The organism is Enterobacter sp. RIT637 (assembly GCF_019718755.1).
In the GTDB taxonomy this organism is placed as follows: domain Bacteria; phylum Pseudomonadota; class Gammaproteobacteria; order Enterobacterales; family Enterobacteriaceae; genus Enterobacter.
In genome coordinates this window covers 96045-111900 of the sequence record NZ_JAIHAZ010000007.1, presented here as the reverse complement: position 1 = coordinate 111900, position 15856 = coordinate 96045, and the positions used below count along the sequence as shown (strand labels likewise).

Sequence of the window (15856 nt, the reverse complement as noted above, 5' to 3'; positions counted from 1 at the left end):
CGCGGGTATTAAAGGGCGACCGGGAACAGCCAGCCCAACAGCATTGCGCCGAGAATGGCGCCACCGGTGATCGGCTTTTGCCAGATGTAGAACACCAGCGCACCCAGCAGGGAACCGACGCCGATAGGAATGGAGGCGGTCATGGCGCTGAGGATAATCAACGGCCCGAGGAAGCGGCCGGAGGCGTTACCCGCGCCCATCATCACGTCCGCACCGTAGGTGGAGTTGCTCTGGTTGATGGTGAACTTACGCGCCAGGATGATGACGTAGCCAATCGCTAGACCAATCACCAGGCCGGTAATCAGCGCGGCAATGAAGTTGGTCACCGGGAACATGATGCCCGCGCCCAGCAGCAGTGCCGGAACGCCAAGACCGACGCCGGTCTGGATCGCACCGCCGATATCGAGAATACCCACCAGCGATCCTTCGATAATGCGGGCGAACAGGAAGCTCGCGCCGAACGCCGCCACCGCGCCGTAGACGCCGGTATCGATCCCCGCTTTCAGCATCGCCACGAAGGCCACTTCGTTAAACGCGCCGATGCCGTAGAGGTAGTACATGTGCGTCCCGGCGAAGACGCCGGAGGAGAGCAGGCCAACGAAGATCGGGAACGACCAGTCGGCATACCAAAAACCTTTATTCTGTTCCATGTAGAGGCTCCTGTTATTTACCGCTGAGCGAGTTGTGGATCATGTCGAGCCAGTTCGGCACGGTCAGATGGAAGGATTCGATCATCTTCATGTCGAAGCCGCGGAAGAAGCCGCTCAGCACGAAGAGCAGGACGATCGCCGCCATCATCACTTTGGTGACGTGGTTCCAGCCGCTCTCTTCCACGCCTTTACCGATCAGGATCCCCAGCACCAGGCCCGGTACGGCGTTGCCCATGATCAGCTGCGCCGCGCCGCCAAAGATGGTGGCCCAGAAGCCCGATTTTTTACCCGCGTCGATGGCCGCCAGCCAGAAGATCACCGGCATGACGGTGTTCACCAGCAGGTTAGCCGCAGGCACCAGCACCTTGACGGCGGTGACCTGAAGCGCAGCCGGAACGGAGGAGGCGGTCAGGTTCAGGAAGGTCACGACGATCATGCCGATCACGCCGCAGGCAATCGCCATTTTGCGCGGGTCGTGCAGCGTTTCGCCGACGTTACGGTTTTTGATCATCAGTGCAGCAGCACCCCAGTTCGGGATGATGCGGTGGTCAACGTCCTGTGTGAAGGCACCTGCGGCCACGGAAGAGGCCCAGGCGTTAAAGAAGAAACCTAACCCAAAGGAGAAGTGGGACGCCGGATCCCCTTCGCAGGAGTTCAGCTCCCCCAACGTACGAAACGCGCCCATACCCTGAGTGGTAGGCGCATGAAACATGCGTGCAGCCCCGGCTCCGACACCGACGCCAACCAGGCCGCCAATGATGAGCGATTTTATTAATATAATTAAGAACATCAGTCTGCCCTTTTATGAATAATCAGCGTTGCGTGACGAAATCCACCTGGTCAAGATTGATGGCGGTCACGTTGACGGTCACATCCAGCTCCACGCTGTAGGTGCGTCTTTCCCGGCGCAGAAAGAAGAACAGAAACGCTTCTTTACGCACCGCTTCTTGCGCCTGAACGACCTGCACATCCTGTGGCTCAATACGCAGTAAGATATGCGGTGAGGCTTTCATCACCGCGGCCTGAACGTGGTTGAGCGCGTCGGCAAAGGCGCGCGCTTTGGCGTCGCCTTTCCCCTTCACCCTCACCGTGGTTGTGAACTGTTCTTTCATGCTTATGCGCCGTATTTCTTCTGCCACGCCTGTACCAGACGCTCGCCCAGCTCTTCTTTATCCATAAAGCCGAAACCCAGCACGTTGCAGCCTTCGTTGATGGCGGTCACGCCCTCTTCCACCGAACGCATCCCGTATTTGGCCTTGTAGCCATATTTGGTTTGGGCCGTGATGGCACCCGCACCGCCGCTGCCGCAGAAGGAGATGCCGAAGGTGGCGTTTTCCGCTTTCATCATGTCGCCCAGCTTCATATCCGCCGCCATGCCCGGCACAACCACCGCGCGTCCACCTGCTTTTTCCACACCGGCAGCCACTTTCTGACCTTTGCCCAGGCGATCGCCAATCACGACTGTAATCTGTTCCATGTGTTACTCCTTAAAGGTTGTCTTTCGCGACTTCAAAGTGAACGGAGAGCAGCCAGGCTTCTTCTTCAGGAAGGTTGCCAAACTGCGCTACCACTTCACGGGCAAGTTGCATTGAATCTGGTGAAATTTCGTCGAACAGCTCCGCTTCAACCTCCGGCAGCGGCTCGCCGGTCACAGACCGGTGCGCCATTGCGCGCACGTGGGAGGTGAGCATCTGCTCCTGTACCGCATTGGGGATGATGTTGTTTCGTGCCAGCAGGGCATAAACCTGCTGCAACATGGTGTTCGCGAGCTGTTCTGTTTGCTCCGCCTGTTCCCCAACGTCGTTCATTACCGCTCCGTTAATCACTGGTCTTACCCCGTTAATGGCTCTGGAATAAAACTAACGTTGCAGAGGAATGGTTTGTAGCGAGTTGTTTTCCACTTCGAAGTGGAAAGGCGAGCCGCAGCAGTGATCTGTGCCACATAAATGCGGTGAATCTGGATAAACCGCCGCATTTGCGTGATGAATATCACGCTATTAAGCGGCAAAAACGGGGTAAGCAAAGCGGAAAAGATTACGAGCAGGCTCGTAGAAATGTGACGTGGATAAGGTTTTCTTATGGGGATTAGATAGAGTGGCAGCGGGTGCTTGAGACTGACCGTCTCAGGCATGGGACGGAAAGTGGAAAGCCCCGCCTGATAGAAAATCAGGGCGGGGGCTCGAAACGACACGTCACACCGTGGAGTTCGCTACCTCGCCCGCTTTAAAGCAAGGAGGCATCCATGAAACGCCAATCCCCAATTATCCGGGTTTTGATGATTGTTGCTTTGACAATAATCATCTTAACGCTGGTGACGAGGAAAACACTGTGCGAGATCCGTTTTCGAAACGGCTCGCTTGAAGTGACAGCGCGGATGGATTGTCGCTCCGGCCAGTAGGGAGCAAGGATGCGGGGGCGCGTAATGCGCCTCCGCATACGGGGAATGGACGTACAGCTCAGGCACCCAATTAACGATACTTTTTGTGATAGGTATTGCGCGTGGCCACGAACTGGTCGGCAGCTGCCTGGGCTTCCTTCACTTTACCTTCGTTAGCCAGCTTCAGCGCGCTGTCGATCTGGCCGACCAGCACGTCAAAGCCGTGGCGGTAGTCTTTCATCTCTGCGCTGTCTGCCGCTTTGCTTTCCAGCTTCGGAGGCGTCGCTTTTTGTGCGTCCAGCGCCGCTTCACGCATTTTGGTCAGCGCGTCTTTCATGTCAGCCGCATTGTCCGTTTTCTGCACCACCTTCAGGTTTTCACTGAGGATGTCCATATTGTCTTCAAGATCGGCAGCAAACGCAGACGAGCCAAGAACCAGCGTTGAAGCCGCGACGATCGCTAACAGATGTTTACGCATTGCTCACTTCCTTTTTTATTATTAAAACGCCTTTACGGGTATTACTGGCCGGCGATTTTCATTTCCGGCAGAAGTACAGAACCACACTGTATATTGCTACGTGTTTCAATATCGTTACCGACCGTAACGATGTTGCGCCACATGTCCTTCAGGTTGCCGGCAATCGTAATCTCGCTTACCGGATACTGAATTTCGCCGTTTTCCACCCAGAAGCCCGCCGCGCCGCGCGAGTAGTCTCCGGTGATGCCGCTTACGCCCTGGCCCATCAGCTCGGTGACCACCAACCCGGTGCCCATCTCTTTCAGCATCTGCTCAAAGTTCAGGCCCTGTCCGGCAATGCGCCAGTTGTGGATGCCGCCCGCGTGACCTGTGCTTTTCAGCCCCAACTTGCGCGCGGAGTAGTTGGTCAGCAGCCACTGGGTCAGAATACCGTCTTTGATAATATCGCGACGTTCGGTGCGAACGCCTTCGCTGTCGAACGGCGTGGAGGCCAGCCCTTTCAGCAGGTGCGGATGCTCTTCGATGGTCAGCCATTCAGGCAGGATTTGCTTGCCCAGCGAGTCGAGCAGGAAGGTCGATTTACGGTAAACCGAGCCGCCCGCGATAGCGCCCACCAGATGGCCAAACAGGCCGGTTGCCACTTCATTCGCAAAAATGACCGGGGCCTTCATGGTGGAGAGTTTGCGCGGCGACAGGCGAGACAGCGTGCGTTCGGCACACTCTTTACCCACCCACTCAGGAGACTGCAAGTCCCCCAGCGCGCGGCCAATGGTGTAGGCGTAGTCGCGCTCCATGTCACCGTTCTCTTCGGCGATGACGCAGCTGGAGAGCGAATGACGGGTGGAGCAGTAGCCCTGCAGCATGCCGTGGCTGTTGCCGAACACTTTGATGCCGTAGTGGCTGTTGAAGCTGCCGCCTTCGGTATTGGTGATGCGCTTATCTGCCTGCAGGGAAGCCTGCTCGGCGCGCGCGGCCAGTTCAATGGCTTCGTCCGGGGTTACTTCCGCCGGATGGAAAAGATCGAGATCCGGCGCATCAAACGCCAGCAGCTCTTTATCCGCCACGCCTGCGTAAGGATCCGGCGAGGTATAACGGGCGATATCCAGCGCCGCCTGCACCGTACGGGCAATGGCATCCGGGCTGAGATCGGTGGATGACGCGCTGCCTTTGCGATTCTGGTGATACACCGTGATCCCAAGCGCGCCGTCGCTGTTGAATTCTACGTTCTCCACTTCACCATAGCGGGTACTCACGCTGATGCCGGTGGTTTTGCTGACCGCCACTTCGGCGCCATCTGATTTTTCTGAAGCAAGCATCAGCGCGGTGGAGACGGCTTCTTCCAGAATCTTACGCTGCGCTTCAACTTGTGAGGTTACTTTCATCGCAAATGCCATACTGTAAGAGAGAGTTATCTGAAGTCTAACAGAGAACCGTTTTTCAGTGCGCGTCTTAACTGGTAACATTAGCCTCTTTTTTTAAGGAGCCTGACATGACTAAGCAGCCCGAAGACTGGCTCGACGACGTTCCCGGTGATGACATCGAAGACGAAGATGATGAGATCATCTGGGTCAGTAAAAGTGAAATTAAACGTGACGCCGAAGAGTTAAAACAGCTTGGCGCAGAAATGGTAGAACTGGGTAAAAACGCGCTGGATAAGATCCCGCTCGACCAGGATCTGCGTGATGCCATTGAACTGGCACAGAAAATCAAGAAAGAAGGCCGTCGTCGCCAGCTTCAGCTTATCGGGAAAATGCTGCGTCAGCGCGACGTCGATCCGATCCGCCAGGCACTGGACAAGCTGAAAAACCGCCACAACCAGCAGGTTGCGTTTTTCCACAAGCTTGAGCAGATCCGCGATCGCCTTATTGAACAGGGTGATGATGCCGTACCGGAAGTGCTGAACCTGTGGCCGGATGCCGACCGCCAGCAGCTGCGTTCTTTGATCCGCAACGCGAAGAAAGAGAAAGAAGGGAATAAGCCGCCGAAGTCTGCGCGCCTGATTTTCCAGTATCTGCGCGAGCTGTCTGAGAACGACGAGTAATCCTTGCGGTATTGCGCCGGATGGCGGCGTAAACGCCTTATCCGGCCTACAAGGTCGTGCAAAATGTGGGCCCGGTAAGCGCAAGCGCCACCGGGCTTTTTTTTACTCTGCGGCGGCCGCTTCCGCTTTCTTCGCCAGGCCGTCCAGCAGCTTCTGATGGATCCCACCAAAACCGCCGTTGCTCATCACCAGAATGTGGTCGCCAGGCTGCGCGGCTTTCACTACCATATCCGCCAGGACATCCACATCCGCACTCCAGTGCGCAGGCTGAATGCAGGCGTCGGCCACTTCGGCCACCTGCCACGGAATATGCTGCGGCTGCAGCAGGAAGACCTCATCGGCACGTCCTAACGAAGGCGCGAGATCGTCTTTGCAGATGCCCATCTTCATGGTGTTCGAGCGCGGCTCCAGCACGGCCAGAATGCGCGCGGTGCCGCCAACCTTGCCGCGTAACGCTGCAAGCGTCGCCAGAATGGCGGTTGGGTGATGCGCGAAATCGTCATATACCGTCACGCCATTCGCTTCGCCGCGCAGTTCCAGACGGCGACGGGCGTTAATGAACGAGCCCAGCGCGTTGGCCGCATCCGCAGGCAGCACGCCCACGTGACGGGCCGCAGCAATGGCCATCAGGCCGTTGTGCATGTTGTGCTCGCCCACCAGGCCCCACTTCACCTCACCCACTTTTTCACCGTCGAGCAGCACTTCCCACTCGGAGGCGTCGGCGTTGAGTTTCTTCGCCTGCCAGTGGCCCTGCTCGCCCACCAGCTCCTGCTCGCTCCAGCAGCCCATGGCCATGGTTTGCTTCAGGTTGACGTCGTTCTCCGGCAGGATGATGCGGCCCTGACCTGGGACAATGCGCACCAGGTGGTGGAACTGTTTCTGGATCGCTTTCAGGTCGTCAAAGATATCCGCGTGATCGAACTCAAGGTTGTTGAGGATCAGCGTGCGCGGGCAGTAATGCACAAACTTGGAACGCTTGTCGAAGAACGCGCAGTCGTATTCGTCGGCTTCGATCACAAAGAACGGGCTGTCACCCAGACGTGCAGAAACGTCGAAGTTGCCCGGAACGCCGCCAATTACAAAGCCTGGCTTATAGCCGCAGGCTTCGAGGATCCAGGTCGCCATTCCGGCGGTGGTGGTTTTGCCGTGGGTACCGGCAACGGCAACAACCCAGCGGTCGCGCAGCACAAAATCATGCAGCCACTGTGGGCCAGACATAAACGGAATATTGCGTTCCAGCACCGCTTCAACACATGGGTTACCACGGGTCATGGCGTTGCCAATGATCACCAGATCCGGCTCAGGATCCAGCTGGCTGGCATCGTAGCCCTGAATCAGAGAGATGCCCTGCTTTTCCAGAAGCGTGCTCATCGGCGGATACACATTGGCGTCCGAACCTGTTACTTCATGGCCCAGCGAGCGCGCCAGCATTGCCAGTCCGCCCATGAAAGTGCCACAAATCCCCAATATATGAATGCGCATACGTCACTATCCTTCTTCAATGTGGCGCACATTTTACTCACATGTTAGCGGCTGTGAAACGCATTTCAGGTAAATCCGTATTTGCTGGCGCGATTCACCAGTGCGCTACTATTTGAATATTTGTTAAGATTGTTGGGCTTTAGTCGTTTTGGTGAACATACAATCGCTCTACTCACATAAGATGCAGGGAAAGTGTTATGAAAACGTTAGGTGAATTTATTGTCGAAAAGCAGCACGAGTTCTCTCATGCTACCGGTGAACTCACTGCTTTGCTGTCGGCAATAAAGCTGGGCGCTAAGATCATCCACCGCGATATCAACAAGGCCGGTCTGGTCGATATCCTGGGTGCCAGCGGTGCCGAGAACGTTCAGGGCGAGGTTCAACAGAAACTCGATCTGTTCGCAAATGAAAAACTGAAAGCTGCACTGCGCGCGCGCGACATCGTTGCGGGTATCGCCTCCGAAGAAGAAGATGAAATTGTGGTTTTCGAAGGATGCGAACACGCGAAATACGTTGTCCTGATGGATCCGCTCGACGGCTCCTCCAACATCGACGTTAACGTTTCTGTCGGTACCATTTTCTCCATCTACCGCCGCGTCACACCTGTTGGCACGCCGGTCACCGAAGAAGATTTCCTCCAGCCTGGCAGCAACCAGGTTGCAGCAGGCTATGTAGTGTATGGTTCGTCCACCATGCTGGTGTACACCACCGGCTGCGGCGTTCACGCCTTTACGTACGATCCGTCGCTGGGCGTGTTCTGCCTGAGCCAGGAACGTATGCGCTTCCCGGAGAAGGGCAACACTTACTCCATCAACGAAGGCAACTACATCCGATTCCCGAGCGGCGTGAAGAAGTACATCAAATTCTGCCAGGAAGAAGATAAAGCCACCCAGCGCCCGTACACCTCCCGCTATATCGGTTCTCTGGTCGCTGATTTCCACCGCAACCTGCTGAAAGGCGGCATCTACCTCTACCCAAGCACCGCCAGCCACCCGGACGGGAAGCTGCGCCTGCTGTACGAATGCAACCCGATGGCGTTCCTCGCTGAACAGGCGGGCGGCAAGGCGAGCGACGGTAAGGAGCGTATTCTGGATATCGTGCCGGAAAGCCTGCACCAGCGCCGTTCGTTCTTCGTCGGCAACAACCATATGGTTGAAGACGTTGAGCGTTTCATCCGTGAGTATCCGGACGCGTAACGCCTTTCATCTGGGAAGCCGCAAGGCTTCCCAGTCATTTATATATTTTACCGTATAAGTGTTTATAAAAAAGACGCTTTAATCTTCACCCCTGCTCCTGCATTATTTCCATAACAGTTTGGCAATTATTTCCTGGAGCATATTCGCGATGAAAAACTATTCTCGTGCCAATACCGGCATCGATTTAAATCTTATTCCTGTCTTTATTGAAATTGTTCGCTGCGGCAGCATGGCGAAAGCCTCCGTGCGCCTGGATATGTCCCGCCCGGCGGTAAGCCTGGCGCTGAAGCGCTTTAATCAACTCTTTGATGAGCCACTGTTTTACCGTAAAGGTTTATATCTTGAACCCACTGAAAAAGCGTTAGCGTTAACCAGCGCGCTGGAAATATTAATGGGGAATATTCATGATAATATTAATGCGTTAAATTCATCGGCGAATAAATCCCTGGCACCGCAGGTACCAGGGATGAATATGATTATGCAGCCGTCTGGGCCGTCAGCTTAAACGAGGACATGGCTTCCATCAGTTCGCGCGACTGCTCTTCCAGCGAGCGCGTCGCGGCGGATGACTGCTGTACCAGCGCCGCATTTTGCTGCGCCGTTTCGTCCATCTGATTCACCGCGATATTCACCTGCTCAATGCCGCGACTCTGTTCCTGAGACGCGGTCGCAATTTCACGCATCAGTTTAGTCATACGCAGTACTTCTGTTGCGATCTCATCCATCGTTTCACCGGCCTGCTGTGCCAGCTCGCTCCCCTCATTCACATGAGTTTGTGAATCGCTGATAAGTGATCGGATCTCTTTCGCCGCGTCGGCACTGCGGCTGGCCAGGTTTCGCACTTCGCCTGCGACGACGGCAAACCCGCGCCCCTGCTCGCCCGCGCGCGCCGCTTCCACGGAGGCGTTCAGCGCCAGAATGTTGGTCTGGAAGGCAATACCGTCAATTACGCTCAGGATATCGGCGATGCGCGCCGAGCTGCCGGAGATATCACGCATTTTTTCAATCACGTAGCAGACCATTTCGCTGCCGTGATCGGCGGTGTCGGAAACGGACTTCGCCAGCTGGTGCGCCTGCTCGGCGTTGTCGGCGTTGAGTTTCACCGTGGCGGTGATTTCTTCCATGCTGGCCGCCGTTTGCTCAAGAGACGTCGCGGTGGATTCCGTGCGCTGGGCCAGGTTCATGTTCCCCGCCGTCAGCTCCCGGCTGCCGGTATCAATTTGCGAACTGGCATCGCGCACCCGCAGAACCGATCCCATCAGCGACTGACGCATCGCTTCAATGGCCGCGTTGAGCCGGTTAAATTCCTGGCTGGCCGTCGGAGCCAGCGTATGGGTTAAATCGCCTGCCGCAACATGTTCAAGCTGAGCAATCGATGCAGAGAGCGGCTTCAGCAGCATGTGGCGCAGAACCAGCCAGGCGAGGAGGATAATGCCCGCCGTCAGCAGTGCGGCGACAACGATCAGGATCAGTACGCGGGTTTTGCTCGACTGCACGGCGCTGACTTCCGCTTTGCCACGCGCTTCGCTCCACGCCTGGAAAGCCTGCATATCGTTATCAAACTTGTTTGCCACCGGAATCAGCGCGTTCTCAATCAGGTCGTAGTAACCGTCCGCGCTCTGGTCGTTCAGGGCTTTCAACATTGGGTTGATGCCCTGCCGGGTATACGTTGCCAGACTCGCCGCCACGTTATCCAGCAGCTTTTGTCCCTGCTCGTCAGCCACCCCGCCGTCGATCACGGCTTTCAGCGTTTTCTGCGCCTGGGCAATTTCCTGATTGATGTTTTTTACCGATTTGGATGCGTCGTCCAGCAGACCAATTTCCATCATTCGGACGGCCTGGCCCGCCTCATTGCGCGCGCGCAGGATCAGCGTATAGCCTGAATTAAGCTGCACCATCTGCTCACCCTGAAGGTGATTTATACGCTGCAGTGAAGAAGAACTCTGTGTGAGGGCATAAATGCCAATGCCGCTGACAATCAGCAGCAGAAGGGTCATAACGGCCAGTAAAGAGAGCAAGCCGGTACGAATCGATAGCGTTTTAAGCATGATGTTATTTCCGGTAGCGAGATATTTCTGGGCATAAAAAAAGAGTATCGGCCGCTACCGGAAAATGTTTAGACTTTAAGCAAATTCAGCGTGTTATCGCTCTGTTACCGATGTGTTTACGCGGGTAACAGGGGAGCTTTGACGGTTCTCCCAGAGCACCGTCAGACCGCGCTGCAGGGCAATAAAAATAAACAGCAGAATGCCGATGGCGATCTTCGTCCACCACGAGCTGAGCGTGCCGTCAAAGTTGATATAGGTTTGTATCAGCCCCTGGATGGCCACGCCGAACAGCGTCCCCAGCACCGTACCTACCCCGCCGCTGAGCAGCGTGCCGCCGATAACCACAGAAGCAATCGCATCCAGCTCAACGCCCACGCCCGCAAGGGCATAGCCCGCCTGGGTATACACCGAGAAGACGATACCCGCCAGCGTCGCCAGGCCGGTCGAGAGCATATAGATGCGGATGGTGGTGCTGCGGGTGGAGATCCCCATCAGGTTTGCCGACGTGGCGTTACCGCCGATGGCGTAAACCTGATTGCCAAACCGGGTACGATGGGCGAGGAAGATGCCAATCACCACTACGCCCAGCATCAGCAGCCCCATCGCGCTCAGGCGGCCGCCGCCGGGGATTTTCCACGCCAGGCTGGAGAGCGTGTCGTAGATGGGGTGGTTAATCGGGATCGACTCCTCCGACACCAGATAGCTCACCCCGCGCAGGAAGAACATCCCTGCGAGGGTAATGATAAAGGCCGGGATTTTCAGCGCGTCGATCAGCAGCCCCATAAAGGCGCCAAACGCGCAGCCCATCGCCAGCACCAGCGGAAACGCCACCAGCGGAGAGATCCCCCAGAAGCCGATCGCCTTCGCGAGGAACACGCCCGTAAATGCGATCACTGACCCGACGGAGAGATCGATCCCGCCGGAGAGGATCACAAAGGTCATGCCGACGGCGATGATGCCTAAAAAAGCGTTATCGGTCAGGATATTGCAGATCACGCGCGTCGAGGCGAAACCGGGAAATTGGGTGAGGCAGTAGAGATACCCCAGCACAAACACGCCCAGCGTGATCATCAACGGTAAATTACGTTTTATCATGGCCACGGATCCCCTTAATGATGCTGACAAAGCGCGGCGACTGGACGATCAGCACGCAGAGCACGACCACCGCTTTCACCACCTGGTTGAGTTCCGGCTGAAATCCCGAGAGCAGGATCCCGGTGTTCATGCCCTGAATGATCAGCGCCCCCACCACCGAGAGCAGCAGGTTAAAGCGCCCGCCCATCAGCGACCCGCCGCCGATCACTACCGCGAGGATTGCATCCAGCTCCAGCCAGAGCCCGGCGTTGTTGGCATCGGCCCCGCGAATATCGGCGGCGACGATGATCCCGGCAATGGCGGCGCAGACGCCGCTCAGCACGTAGGTCAGCATCACCATCAGCCGGGTGTTGACCCCGGCGTTACGCGCGGCGCGGATGTTGATCCCCACAGCTTCAATAAACATCCCGAGCGCCGTTTTGCGGGTAAAGAGCCAAAAGATAACCAGCGTCACGAGGGCAATAATTACCGGCGTTGGGAAGAACAGAAGGTTGCCGCTCCCGAGCCACGCCAGGCTCGGGGAGTTAAAGGTGACGATCTGCCCGGAGGTAATCAGCTGCGCCACGCCGCGCCCGGCCACCATTAAAATCAGGGTGGCGACAAAGGGCTGAATTTTCAGCACCGCCACCAGAATGCCGTTCCAGAGCCCGGCTAATACTCCGGAGCCGAGTGCGGCCAGCAGGACCACTGGGAGGCTGTGTCCGGCCACGGTCATGGAGGCGGCCGTGGCCCCGGCGATAGCCATCACCGCGCCGACGGAGAGGTCAATCCCACCGGTGGCGATCACCAGCGTCATACCTATCGCCAGCAGCGCGACGGGTGCGGCGCGGTTTAAAATATCGATCGGGCTGCCAAACAGGCGGCCATCCTGCACGATTACCTGGAAGAAATGCGGCGCGACCAGGCTATCCACCAGCAGCACCACCAGCAGCGCCGCGATTTGCGGCGTGCCGGTCGGCCAGCTAAAGCGGCGCTTTGACTCACCGGTTTGCGAAAGTGAACGGGACATCACGATTAGCTCCTTACGCCGCGATGGCATTCATGATTGCCGGAACGGACAGCTTATCCAGCGGGATCTCTGCCACCTGCTTGCGATCGCGCATGATAATGACGCGATCGGCATAACCCACCAGCTCCTCCAGCTCGGACGAAATGACCAGCAGCGCCAGACCGTCCGCGCACAGGGTTTCGATCAGGCGAATAATTTCGGCGTGTGCACCTACATCAATGCCGCGCGTCGGCTCGTCGAGGATCAGGAACTGCGGTTTAGTCAGCAGCCAGCGGGAGAGGAGAACCTTCTGCTGGTTACCGCCGGAGAGAAATTCAATGGGCTGTTCCGCGCTCGGGGTGCGAATGCCCAGCTGACGGATAAAGCGCTCGGCAATGGCGTTTTGTTCTTTACGCGGAATGGGACGCAGCCAGCCGCGCTGGGCCTGTAGCGCAAGAATGATATTTTCCCGCACCGAGGCCGCGGCAATAATGCCATCCGTTTTCCGGTCTTCCGGGCAGAAGCCGACGCCCAGACACGACGCCTGATGCGGCGATCGCAGGGTTTGCGGTTTGCCCTTGATCAGCGCGCTGCCGCTGTCGGCTGGCTTGATCCCGAAGATCACCTCGGCGGTTTCGGTTCGGCCTGAGCCAAGCAGGCCCGCCAGGCCAACAATTTCACCGGGGCGAACCTCAAGGTTAAACGGCGAGATCACCCCTTTCTTGCCGTAATCGCTGAACGCGGCGACCGGTTTCTCGCTCAGCAACGTACGCCCTGCGCGCTGGAGGGCGTTGGTTTCCAGCTCGCGGCCCAGCATCATTTTCACCAGCTCGATCTGCGGCAGCTCGCGGGTTTCGCGGCAGCCGACAAAACTGCCGTTGCGCAGCACCGTAATGCGGTCGCTCACCTCATACACCTGATCGAGGAAGTGCGTAACGAAGATCAGGCTGACGCCCTGATCGCGCAGCTGGCGCATCAGGGTAAAGAGCATCTCCACTTCCTGGGTATCCAGGCTGGCGGTGGGTTCGTCGAGGATCAGCACCTTTGCCGAGAGGTCGATAGCCCGGCAGATGGCGACAATCTGCTGCATCGCCACGGAAAAGCGGTTCAGCGGCTCGCGAACGTCGAGGGAGAAGCCGTACGATTCCATCAGCTTTGTCGCCCGCGCTTCCATCTCTTTGCGGCGCAGCAGGCCAAAACGGCGTGGCTCACGGCCAATAAACAGGTTATCCGCCACCGACATATTCGGCAGCAGGTTCACTTCCTGGTACACCGTACCGATCCCCAGCTGTTGGGCATGGGCGGTATTTTTTGGCGAAATGGCGTTGCCTTCCAGCCAGATGGTGCCGCGATCGGCGTGATACACGCCGGTCAGCGCTTTAATCAGCGTCGATTTTCCCGCGCCGTTCTCGCCCAGCAGCGCCATAATCTCGCCGCGCCGCAGGCTGAAATCAACGCTATCCAGCGCCTTTACGCCGGGGAAGAATTTACTCAAGCCCTCTGTGCGGAGGATTTCCTGGTGTTGTTCAGTATTCATATTTACGTCCCCGGCACGTTCCCGTAGGCCGGGTAAGCGCAGCGCCACCCGGCAATTTCACTGGATCAGTAGCCCATATTTTTCTTCTTCTCTAACTCTTCTTTCGCCGTGTCAGGCAGGTAGAGCGTGGACTTGGTGACCGTCACCTTCTCAGGCATGGTGCCGTCTTTTTTGAATTTCTCCAGCGCGTCGAATGCCGGGCCCGCCATGTTTGGCGTCAGCTCCACGCTGGCGTTGGCTTCGCCGTCGATCATCGCTTTGTAGATGTCCGGCACGCCGTCGATAGAGCCGGTGAGGATATCTTTGCCCGGCTTCAGGCCCGCTTCTTTAATCGCCTGAATCGCCCCGATCACCATGTCATCGTTGTGGGCGTAAACCATGCAGATGTTCTTGCCGTTGTTTTCAGCCTTAATGAAGCTCTCCATAACCTCTTTACCTTTACTGCGGGTAAAGTCACCGGACTGAGAACGGATAATTTTGATGTTTGGCGCTTTGGCGATGGCTTCAGCAAATCCTTTCTTACGGTCGATGGCCACGCTCGCCCCGACGGTGCCCTGCAGCTCAACGACGTTACACGGCTTGCCGTCGACCTGCTTCACCAGCCAGTCGCCAATTAATTGTCCTTCAAGCACGTTATTGGCCGTCACGGTGGTCATATAGAGGGATTTGTCTTTGACATCGATGGAACGGTCGAGCAGAAAGACCGGGATCTCCGCGTCTTTCGCTTCCTTCAGCACGGGTTCCCAGCCGGTCGCTACAACCGGCGCAATAAAGATGGCATCTACGCCCTGAGCGATAAAGGAGCGTACGGCCTTGATTTGGTTCTCTTGTTTTTGCTGACCATCGGCGATTTTCAACGTGATCCCGCGTTTCTGGGCCTCGCTTTTCGCGACGTTGGTTTCTGCCGCGCGCCAGCCGGATTCAGAGCCGACTTGCGAAAAACCTACGGTTAAAGGTGCGGCCATCGCCATAGACGACATGGCTGCCGAAACTGCTGTGACAAGAAGTAAGCGCTTCCACATATGAACGTCCTCGTAGGGTGAGTTATTGTTGGTTAAAAGATGTTCTGCGAAATGACTATAGCCAATGAAATATGTAACGAATTGCGTTACATCACACTTCGGAAAAGTGAATAAAACGTTAATCACAAGTTTGTAATCGCTTTCATTTCACCATTAAAAATGCGGCTGAGTTTATGGATTTTCCTGTCATGGAAACGGTCTGAAAAGTGGGGCTAACGAGGGAAGATGGCGAAAACAGGCGGAGACATTCAGCGCGAGTTGGCTATAATACCTGCCACTTGTTTACCATCCATTTTAAAGGACACCGACATGAGCTTACTCAACGTCCCTGCGGGTAAAGAACTGCCAGAAGACATCTACGTAGTTATCGAAATCCCGGCTAACGCAGATCCTATCAAATACGAAATCGACAAAGACACTGGTGCGCTGTTCGTTGACCGCTTTATGTCTACCGCGATGTTCTACCCGTGCAACTACGGCTACATCAACAACACCCTGTCTCTGGACGGAGATCCGGTTGACGTGCTGGTCCCAACACCATACCCACTGCAGCCAGGCTCAGTCATTCGCTGCCGTCCAGTTGGCGTGCTGAAAATGACCGACGAAGCCGGTGAAGATGCGAAACTGGTTGCGGTACCGCACACCAAGCTGAGCAAAGAGTACGATCACATCAAAGATGTGAACGACCTGCCAGAGCTGCTGAAAGCGCAGATCAGCCACTTCTTCGAGCACTACAAAGACCTCGAAAAAGGCAAATGGGTTAAAGTTGACGGCTGGGACAATGCAGAAGCGGCGAAAGCAGAAATCATCGCCTCTTTCGAACGCGCTGCTAAGAAGTAATTCTTACTGCCGATCGATAAAGCCCCGCGAGTCGGGGCTTTTTTATTCCTCTGATTAAAAGTAGCACAAACGGATTTTTTAAGAAGAATCCCATTCCTTTTC

Annotated in this window: 18 protein-coding genes; 5 read left to right on the top strand and 13 right to left on the bottom strand. The window is 56.4% G+C overall.

The annotated features are described in order from the left end of the window. Positions 1-8: 8 nt before the first annotated feature. Genes K5E19_RS12880 through K5E19_RS12860 form a run of 5 tightly spaced genes read right to left on the bottom strand, consistent with a single transcriptional unit; the run spans position 9 to position 2476 of the window. Entirely contained in the window at positions 9-650 is a 642-nt protein-coding gene (locus tag K5E19_RS12880; protein ID WP_023310183.1) for a DUF4310 family protein, read from the bottom strand. Positions 651-663: 13 nt separating this feature from the next. Further along, the gene (locus K5E19_RS12875) at positions 664-1440 is read right to left on the bottom strand and encodes a DUF4311 domain-containing protein (RefSeq protein WP_008501408.1); all 777 of its coding nucleotides are present in this window, start codon (positions 1438-1440) and stop codon (positions 664-666) included. 22 nt (positions 1441-1462) lie between these two features. Beyond that, positions 1463-1762 carry a DUF4312 family protein gene (locus tag K5E19_RS12870; protein ID WP_006810338.1) on the bottom strand — a complete coding sequence of 100 codons (300 nt, stop codon included), beginning with the start codon at positions 1760-1762 and terminating at the stop codon, positions 1463-1465. A gap of 2 nt (positions 1763-1764) precedes the next feature. After that, positions 1765-2127, bottom strand: a complete 363-nt coding sequence (locus K5E19_RS12865; RefSeq protein ID WP_010427372.1) for an SFCGS family glycine-rich protein — start codon at positions 2125-2127, stop codon at positions 1765-1767. 10 nt (positions 2128-2137) lie between these two features. Continuing rightward, positions 2138-2476 carry a glycine dehydrogenase gene (locus K5E19_RS12860; protein ID WP_221551541.1) on the bottom strand — a complete coding sequence of 113 codons (339 nt, stop codon included), beginning with the start codon at positions 2474-2476 and terminating at the stop codon, positions 2138-2140. Positions 2477-2892: 416 nt separating this feature from the next. Between K5E19_RS12860 and K5E19_RS12855 the strand changes: the two genes are divergently transcribed. Next, positions 2893-3048 carry a Hok/Gef family protein gene (locus K5E19_RS12855; RefSeq protein WP_045908049.1) on the top strand — a complete coding sequence of 52 codons (156 nt, stop codon included), beginning with the start codon at positions 2893-2895 and terminating at the stop codon, positions 3046-3048. Positions 3049-3118: 70 nt separating this feature from the next. On the opposite strand, the gene cybC is transcribed toward K5E19_RS12855, so the two are convergent. Both cybC and pmbA read right to left on the bottom strand, forming a co-directional pair. Beyond that, entirely contained in the window at positions 3119-3505 is a 387-nt protein-coding gene (gene cybC, locus K5E19_RS12850) for a cytochrome b562 (RefSeq protein WP_221551540.1), read from the bottom strand. Positions 3506-3546: 41 nt separating this feature from the next. Next, the gene (gene pmbA, locus K5E19_RS12845; protein ID WP_063430236.1) at positions 3547-4899 is read right to left on the bottom strand and encodes a metalloprotease PmbA; all 1353 of its coding nucleotides are present in this window, start codon (positions 4897-4899) and stop codon (positions 3547-3549) included. Positions 4900-4994: 95 nt separating this feature from the next. Between pmbA and yjgA the strand changes: the two genes are divergently transcribed. Next, positions 4995-5546 carry a ribosome biogenesis factor YjgA gene (yjgA, locus tag K5E19_RS12840; protein ID WP_042713463.1) on the top strand — a complete coding sequence of 184 codons (552 nt, stop codon included), beginning with the start codon at positions 4995-4997 and terminating at the stop codon, positions 5544-5546. Positions 5547-5648: 102 nt separating this feature from the next. Here the strand turns inward: yjgA and mpl are convergent, their stop codons facing one another. Next, positions 5649-7028 (bottom strand): UDP-N-acetylmuramate:L-alanyl-gamma-D-glutamyl-meso-diaminopimelate ligase, encoded by a 1380-nt coding sequence (gene mpl, locus K5E19_RS12835; protein WP_221551539.1) that lies wholly within the window; start codon positions 7026-7028, stop codon positions 5649-5651. Positions 7029-7225: 197 nt separating this feature from the next. On the opposite strand from mpl, the gene fbp reads away from it, so the two are divergent. Together fbp and K5E19_RS12825 are read left to right on the top strand one after the other, a co-directional pair. Continuing rightward, complete coding sequence (fbp, locus tag K5E19_RS12830) at positions 7226-8224, top strand: class 1 fructose-bisphosphatase (RefSeq protein ID WP_010427386.1); 999 nt, start codon at positions 7226-7228, stop codon at positions 8222-8224. Between the two features lie 148 nt (positions 8225-8372). Further along, the gene (locus tag K5E19_RS12825; RefSeq protein WP_221551537.1) at positions 8373-8729 is read left to right on the top strand and encodes a LysR family transcriptional regulator; all 357 of its coding nucleotides are present in this window, start codon (positions 8373-8375) and stop codon (positions 8727-8729) included. Here the strand turns inward: K5E19_RS12825 and K5E19_RS12820 are convergent. The 5 genes from K5E19_RS12820 to ytfQ form a co-directional block, all read right to left on the bottom strand. Next, positions 8701-10272 carry a methyl-accepting chemotaxis protein gene (locus tag K5E19_RS12820; RefSeq protein ID WP_221551535.1) on the bottom strand — a complete coding sequence of 524 codons (1572 nt, stop codon included), beginning with the start codon at positions 10270-10272 and terminating at the stop codon, positions 8701-8703. The genes K5E19_RS12825 and K5E19_RS12820 overlap by 29 nt on opposite strands. 93 nt (positions 10273-10365) lie before the next feature. Then, positions 10366-11367 carry a galactofuranose ABC transporter, permease protein YjfF gene (gene yjfF, locus K5E19_RS12815; protein WP_023334296.1) on the bottom strand — a complete coding sequence of 334 codons (1002 nt, stop codon included), beginning with the start codon at positions 11365-11367 and terminating at the stop codon, positions 10366-10368. Continuing rightward, entirely contained in the window at positions 11354-12379 is a 1026-nt protein-coding gene (gene ytfT / locus K5E19_RS12810; RefSeq protein ID WP_221551533.1) for a galactofuranose ABC transporter, ATP-binding protein YtfT, read from the bottom strand. The genes yjfF and ytfT overlap by 14 nt, the downstream gene beginning before the upstream one ends. A 10-nt stretch (positions 12380-12389) precedes the next feature. Then, positions 12390-13892 (bottom strand): galactofuranose ABC transporter, ATP-binding protein YtfR, encoded by a 1503-nt coding sequence (gene ytfR, locus K5E19_RS12805; protein WP_221551531.1) that lies wholly within the window; start codon positions 13890-13892, stop codon positions 12390-12392. Between the two features lie 65 nt (positions 13893-13957). Continuing rightward, positions 13958-14914, bottom strand: a complete 957-nt coding sequence (gene ytfQ, locus K5E19_RS12800) for a galactofuranose ABC transporter substrate-binding protein YtfQ (RefSeq protein WP_014882271.1) — start codon at positions 14912-14914, stop codon at positions 13958-13960. Positions 14915-15223: 309 nt separating this feature from the next. Between ytfQ and ppa the strand changes: the two genes are divergently transcribed. Next, positions 15224-15754: an inorganic diphosphatase gene (gene ppa, locus K5E19_RS12795; RefSeq protein ID WP_020684412.1), complete on the top strand. Its 531-nt coding sequence runs from the start codon at positions 15224-15226 to the stop codon at positions 15752-15754. Positions 15755-15856 lie beyond the last annotated feature (102 nt).

What these genes read in the sequence shown, in the direction of transcription:
- K5E19_RS12880 (WP_023310183.1), bottom strand. Translation starts at nt 650, where the DNA reads ATGGAACAGAATAAAGGTTTTTGGTATGCCGACTGGTCGTTCCCGATC.
- yjgA (WP_042713463.1), top strand. Translation starts at nt 4,995, where the DNA reads ATGACTAAGCAGCCCGAAGACTGGCTCGACGACGTTCCCGGTGATGAC.
- ytfQ (WP_014882271.1), bottom strand. Translation starts at nt 14,914, where the DNA reads ATGTGGAAGCGCTTACTTCTTGTCACAGCAGTTTCGGCAGCCATGTCG.
- fbp (WP_010427386.1), top strand. Translation starts at nt 7,226, where the DNA reads ATGAAAACGTTAGGTGAATTTATTGTCGAAAAGCAGCACGAGTTCTCT.
- yjfF (WP_023334296.1), bottom strand. Translation starts at nt 11,367, where the DNA reads ATGATAAAACGTAATTTACCGTTGATGATCACGCTGGGCGTGTTTGTG.
- pmbA (WP_063430236.1), bottom strand. Translation starts at nt 4,899, where the DNA reads ATGGCATTTGCGATGAAAGTAACCTCACAAGTTGAAGCGCAGCGTAAG.
- K5E19_RS12825 (WP_221551537.1), top strand. Translation starts at nt 8,373, where the DNA reads ATGAAAAACTATTCTCGTGCCAATACCGGCATCGATTTAAATCTTATT.
- K5E19_RS12875 (WP_008501408.1), bottom strand. Translation starts at nt 1,440, where the DNA reads ATGTTCTTAATTATATTAATAAAATCGCTCATCATTGGCGGCCTGGTT.
- ytfR (WP_221551531.1), bottom strand. Translation starts at nt 13,892, where the DNA reads ATGAATACTGAACAACACCAGGAAATCCTCCGCACAGAGGGCTTGAGT.
- K5E19_RS12855 (WP_045908049.1), top strand. Translation starts at nt 2,893, where the DNA reads ATGAAACGCCAATCCCCAATTATCCGGGTTTTGATGATTGTTGCTTTG.
- mpl (WP_221551539.1), bottom strand. Translation starts at nt 7,028, where the DNA reads ATGCGCATTCATATATTGGGGATTTGTGGCACTTTCATGGGCGGACTG.
- K5E19_RS12865 (WP_010427372.1), bottom strand. Translation starts at nt 2,127, where the DNA reads ATGGAACAGATTACAGTCGTGATTGGCGATCGCCTGGGCAAAGGTCAG.
- ppa (WP_020684412.1), top strand. Translation starts at nt 15,224, where the DNA reads ATGAGCTTACTCAACGTCCCTGCGGGTAAAGAACTGCCAGAAGACATC.
- K5E19_RS12820 (WP_221551535.1), bottom strand. Translation starts at nt 10,272, where the DNA reads ATGCTTAAAACGCTATCGATTCGTACCGGCTTGCTCTCTTTACTGGCC.
- K5E19_RS12870 (WP_006810338.1), bottom strand. Translation starts at nt 1,762, where the DNA reads ATGAAAGAACAGTTCACAACCACGGTGAGGGTGAAGGGGAAAGGCGAC.
- cybC (WP_221551540.1), bottom strand. Translation starts at nt 3,505, where the DNA reads ATGCGTAAACATCTGTTAGCGATCGTCGCGGCTTCAACGCTGGTTCTT.